Source organism: Microbacterium sp. (assembly GCF_051953575.1).
In the GTDB taxonomy this organism is placed as follows: domain Bacteria; phylum Actinomycetota; class Actinomycetes; order Actinomycetales; family Microbacteriaceae; genus Microbacterium.
On record NZ_JBQCIP010000269.1, the window covers coordinates 1 to 4,969 of the forward strand.

Below are 4,969 nucleotides of genomic sequence, written 5' to 3' on the forward strand. Positions count from 1 at the left end.
CCCCGCCCCCGCGACGGGGTGTTTCCCCCCCCCCCGCCGGGGGGAAACCCCCGATAGCGCGGATCCGGAGGGTCGGGTCAGCGCCCGACGACGGCGCTGATCTCGAACAGGGTCGTCGTGCCCGAGACCTCGTTGCCGACGGCGACGAGAGGCGTGCCCGTCGCCGAGGTCGCCGCCGGGATGAAGGCGATGCCCTCGGGGCCGAGGTCTCCGGCGGCGGCGAGTGCGCCGCCGTCCTCTACCGACACCGAGAAGTCCCGGTTGTTGACGTAGGTGACGAAACGGGATGCCGCCGGGTCCGTGATGTCGAACACCGCGATGCCGCCGACGCGCTCCAGGCCGACGAAGGCGTAGGTCCGGCCGTCCACCTCGCCCAGCGCCACGCCCTCGGGCTCGGGACCCTTGTCGTCGCTGCGGCCCTCGAAGTTCGAGGCCGTGTGGTTCGAGTTCACGAAGCCGGGGACGGCCGCCGCCGTGAGCGCCTCGAGCTGCGAGCCCGAGTCGAACACGAGCGTGCCGTCGGTGCACCAGATCGAGAACGAGCGTCCGCCGAACGCGTACAGCTCGCTGTAGCAGCCGGCGGCCGCGTCGAAGCCGTTCTCGATCGTGACGTTCAGGCGGCCGAGCTGCGCGTCACCGAGGAACGACGAGAGCGGGCTCGACGCGCATACCGGACCGTAGCCGTCCTTGGCGAGGTCCTTCACGCGCGAGACCTCGCTGTAGTCGCCCCACTCCCGCGCGTCGCCCTCGTCGGCAGTGACGAGGTAGGTCTTGCCGCCCGCGGAGTAGGACTGGATCCCGTCGGGCATGTACATGCCCTTCAGGCCCGGATAGGTGCGCAGCGAGAACGCCTTGTCCTTGTCGCTCGGGTCGAGCGCGTTCTGCGCGAGGCCGAAGTCCTTCGTGCCGAGCGGCAGGATGCCGGTCACCCGGGCGCTCGGGATCTGCACGACGGCGATCGCGTTCGCCTCTTGCAGCGACACGTAGGCGTTGTTCCCGTCGACGGCGATGTACTCGGGCTCGAGGTTGCGGCTCACCGGGTGGTCGTCGCCGTGCGGGGTCGGCCCGAAGAGACGCACGCCGGAGGGCAGAGTCTTGCCTCCCCCGGCTTCGTACGCGTGGAAGTCGGCGGTCTTGACGTCCTTCTGCGACGCCGCAGCGACCTTGTTGGGCAGCTTCACGACGCTGACCGTGCCCTCGGGGTCGCTCGAGAAGTCGTCGGCGGGCTCGCCCTCGTTCGCGACGACGGCGTACTTGCCGTCGGGGACGATCGTCACCATGTCGGGGAGCGCGCCGACCTGGACCGTGCCGAGCACGGCGGTGGCGGCATCCTTCGCGCGCGCGTCGAAGAACAGCAGGTGGCCGGCATCGGTCTTGGTCGTCGACTCGAACGCGACGACGCCCAGGCCGTCGGAGCGGACGGCGACCGAATTCGCCACTCCCGACGAGGCGAGCGCGAACTCCTTGACGATGTCCGACGGGTCGGCGTAGTCGAGGACGCTCACCGAGCCCGCCAGTGCGTTGACGACGAACAGGCGGTCGCCGTAGGCGGCCACGATCTCGGACGCGGACTGGTCGAAGGCGCCCGTCTCGAAGGTGCCGACGGGCGCGAGCGAGATCGCGGCGTCGTCGACGGAGTACGAGACGGGGTCGGGCACGATGGCCGCCTGAGCGGCGATGGGGCTCAGGGCGAGGGTGCAGGCGGCGACCGCGGTGACGGCGACGGCGCCGGCGCGGCGTGTGGCGCGAGAAGGCATCGGGTTCCTTGTCGGAGTCGGATGTGCAGAGGGGGTGGCGTGCGCGAAGGGCGCATCACGTGACTATCGGCGCCCGGTGTCGCCCGGGTGAACGGGCGGCGAACGGATGCGGCATCCCCCGTTCTCAGGAATTCCGAGCAGATACAAGGACGTCCATGTAAAATCACCACTGTGCCAACGACGGCACGATCGCGTTGATCAGGATGCCCCCACAAGGCGCCTCCCGATCCGAGAAGGAGCAATGGTGACCACGATCGCCCCCCTCAGCCAGACGACGCCGGCCCCAGAGACTGCGGCGCCGACCCTCACCGCGGAGGAGCGCGCCGCGATCCTCGACGCCGTGCGCGAGTTCGCACAGCACGAGCTCGCGCCGCACGCGCTCGAGTGGGATGCCGCGTCGCACTTCCCCCGCGAGACGCTGAACCGCGCCGGCGACCTCGGGCTGGGCGGCATCTACGTGCGCGAGGACTTCGGCGGCACCGGATTGTCGCGCTCGGACGCCGCCGCGATCTTCGAAGAGCTCGCGCAGGGCGATCCCGCGATCGCCGCGTACATCTCGATCCACAACATGGTGGCGTGGATGATCGACACCTACGGCGACGAGGCGCAGCGCGGGCAGTGGCTTCCGCAGCTCACCTCGATGTCGGGCTTCGGCAGCTACTGCCTGACCGAGCCGGGCGCCGGGTCGGACGCCGCGGCGATCGCCACCAGCGCCGTCCGCTCGGGCGAGGACTACGTCCTGACCGGCGTCAAGCAGTTCATCTCGGGCGGCGGCGAGGCGGCCGTCTACATCGTGATGGCCCGCACCGACGCCGACGCCGGGGCACGGGGCATCACCGCCTTCCTCGTGCCGGCCGATGCCGAGGGCCTGTCGTTCGGCGCCCTCGAGCACAAGATGGGCTGGAACGCCCAGCCCACCCGGCAGGTCATCCTCGACGAGGTGCGCGTGCCCGCGTCGAGCATCCTCGGCGCGCTCGGGCAGGGATTCAAGATCGCGATGTCGGCGCTCGACGGCGGCCGCATCAACATCGCGGCGTGCTCGCTCGGCGGCGCGCAGTGGGCGCTCGACCGCGCGACGACCTATGTGCACGAGCGCTTCACGTTCGGCGAGCCGCTGGCAGAGAAGCAGGCGGTCGTGTTCGCGCTGGCCGACATGGCGACCGAGCTGCGGGCGGCCCGCGCCCTCGTGCGCGACGCCGCGGCCGCGCTCGACGCCAAGAGCCCCAACGCATCGATGCAGTGCGCGATGGCCAAGCGGTTCGCGACCGATGCGGGCTTCACCGTCGCGAACCAGGCGCTGCAGCTGCACGGCGGCTACGGCTATCTTCACGACTACGGCATCGAGAAGGTGGTGCGCGACCTGCGCGTGCACCAGATCCTCGAGGGCACCAACGAGATCATGCGCGTGATCATCGGCCGCCAGCTGCTCGGCGGCTGACGCGCCTCCGCGCCGAAGCGACAAGAAGGTCGACATGAAGATCGCATTCCTCGGGCTCGGCCACATGGGCCTGCCCATGGCGAAGAACCTCGCCGCCTCGGGCCACGATGTCGTCGGCTTCGACGTCGCGCCCGCCGCCGTCGCCGCCGCGAGCGAGGCCGGGCTCGCGACCGCGGGATCGGGGGTGGATGCCGCCACGTCCGCCGACGTCGTCATCACGATGTTCCAGACCGGCGCGCAGGTGCTCGACGCCTATCGCGGCACCGGCGGCGCAGCCGGACTGCTCGACGTGGCGGCATCCGGCGCCCTGTTCATCGACTGCTCGACCATCGCCGTCGACGAGGCCCGTGCCGCGCACGCGCTCGCCGAGGCCGCAGGGCACCGGTCGCTGGACGCTCCGGTGTCGGGTGGGGTCGTCGGCGCCGAGAATGCGACGCTCGCGTTCATGGTGGGTGGGACGGACGAGGACTTCGCCGCCGCACAGCCGCTCCTCGAGGCGATGGGCCGTCGCGTGGTGCACTGCGGCGGCGCCGGGCTCGGGCAGGCGGCGAAGGTCTGCAACAACATGATCCTGGCGGTCTCGCAGATCGCGGTCGCCGAGGCGTTCGTGCTGGGGGAGCGGCTCGGACTGTCTCACCAGGCGCTCTTCGACGTCGCCTCGAACGCGTCGGGCCAGTGCTGGGCGCTCACCACGAACTGCCCGGTCCCGGGGCCGGTGCCGGCGAGTCCCGCCAACCGCGACTACCAGCCCGGGTTCGCGGGTGCGCTGATGAACAAGGACCTCGGCCTCGCCGAGCACGCCATCTCGGCGACCGGGGTCGAGGCGCGCATGGGCATGCTCGCCCGCGAGATCTACCGCGACTTCGCGGCGGGCGACGGGGCGGGCCAGGACTTCTCAGGCATCATCAACACGATCCGCGCGGACAGCGCGTGAGAACGGCGAAGGGGATGCCGGCGGCCGAAGCCGCCGACATCCCCTTCGAGAACCCGTCAGTTGCCGGCGAGAGCCTGGTCGGTGTCCTTGATCGCCTGCATCATCTTGCGCAGCGACTCACCCATGTCGGAGATGCCCTCGATGGCCTTCTCCAGACCCGTGGTCAGCTCGTTGTAGCCCTCACCGAACTTGCCCGACGCGTGCTGCGTCTTGAAGTCATCGCCCAGCAGCCGGTCCACGTCGCTCTTCAGGCGGCGCAGCACGTCGCCGATCTCTTCACGACCCGATTCGAGCTTGCCCGCCATCGACTCCATCTCGCCGTAAGAAGCCTTGAAATCAGCCATGATCCGTCCCTCTGTCAAAAACCCACGGACCCGATCAGGCCCACAGGCAGGCTAACCAACCGACCCCCACCCCCCACATGGGGACCATTCCCCATGTGGAAAACTGACCCAGGAGGACGAAGATGACCGACTACGGAACGATCCTGGTCGACACGCGCGGACGTGTCGGCTGGATCACGCTCAACCGCCCCGAGGCGCTCAACGCCCTCAACACGCAGGTCTGCCGCGAGGTGGTGGCCGCGGCATCCGCGTTCGATGCCGACGACGCGATCGGCGCGATCGTCGTCACCGGGTCGGAGCGCGCGTTCGCCGCGGGTGCCGACATCAAAGAGATGGAGTCCAAGTCCGGGCTCGACATGCTGCAGGGGGACCACTTCGGCGGCTGGACGCAATTCGCCGCGGTGCGCACCCCCGTGATCGCGGCCGTCGCCGGCTACGCGCTGGGCGGCGGGTGCGAGCTCGCCATGATGTGCGACATCATCCTGGCCGCCGACAC

At 70.1% G+C, this 4,969-nt stretch carries 5 protein-coding genes; 3 read left to right on the forward strand and 2 right to left on the reverse strand.

Annotated elements, in window-relative coordinates; genetic code table 11:
- Positions 1–77: 77 nt before the first annotated feature.
- Positions 78–1,757, reverse strand: a complete 1,680-nt coding sequence (locus ACTHNQ_RS16890) for a choice-of-anchor I family protein (protein ID WP_440335116.1) — start codon at positions 1,755–1,757, stop codon at positions 78–80.
- 241 nt (positions 1,758–1,998) lie between these two features.
- On the opposite strand from ACTHNQ_RS16890, the gene ACTHNQ_RS16895 reads away from it, so the two are divergent.
- Positions 1,999–3,195 (forward strand): acyl-CoA dehydrogenase family protein, encoded by a 1,197-nt coding sequence (locus ACTHNQ_RS16895; protein ID WP_440335117.1) that lies wholly within the window; start codon positions 1,999–2,001, stop codon positions 3,193–3,195.
- A 34-nt stretch (positions 3,196–3,229) separates the two neighbouring features.
- Positions 3,230–4,129: a 3-hydroxyisobutyrate dehydrogenase gene (gene mmsB, locus ACTHNQ_RS16900; RefSeq protein ID WP_440335118.1), complete on the forward strand. Its 900-nt coding sequence runs from the start codon at positions 3,230–3,232 to the stop codon at positions 4,127–4,129.
- A 56-nt stretch (positions 4,130–4,185) separates the two neighbouring features.
- Here mmsB and ACTHNQ_RS16905 read toward each other — a convergent pair whose 3' ends face one another.
- Positions 4,186–4,473, reverse strand: a complete 288-nt coding sequence (locus ACTHNQ_RS16905) for a WXG100 family type VII secretion target (protein WP_440335119.1) — start codon at positions 4,471–4,473, stop codon at positions 4,186–4,188.
- A gap of 122 nt (positions 4,474–4,595) precedes the next feature.
- Here ACTHNQ_RS16905 and ACTHNQ_RS16910 point away from each other — a divergent pair.
- On the forward strand, positions 4,596–4,969 hold a 374-nt coding region (locus ACTHNQ_RS16910), incomplete at its 3' end, for an enoyl-CoA hydratase-related protein (RefSeq protein WP_440335120.1).

Coding starts and splice junctions, on each gene's coding strand:
- ACTHNQ_RS16905 (WP_440335119.1), bottom strand. CDS start 4,473: ATGGCTGATTTCAAGGCTTCTTACGGCGAGATGGAGTCGATGGCGGGC.
- mmsB (WP_440335118.1), top strand. CDS start 3,230: ATGAAGATCGCATTCCTCGGGCTCGGCCACATGGGCCTGCCCATGGCG.
- ACTHNQ_RS16890 (WP_440335116.1), bottom strand. CDS start 1,757: ATGCCTTCTCGCGCCACACGCCGCGCCGGCGCCGTCGCCGTCACCGCG.
- ACTHNQ_RS16895 (WP_440335117.1), top strand. CDS start 1,999: ATGGTGACCACGATCGCCCCCCTCAGCCAGACGACGCCGGCCCCAGAG.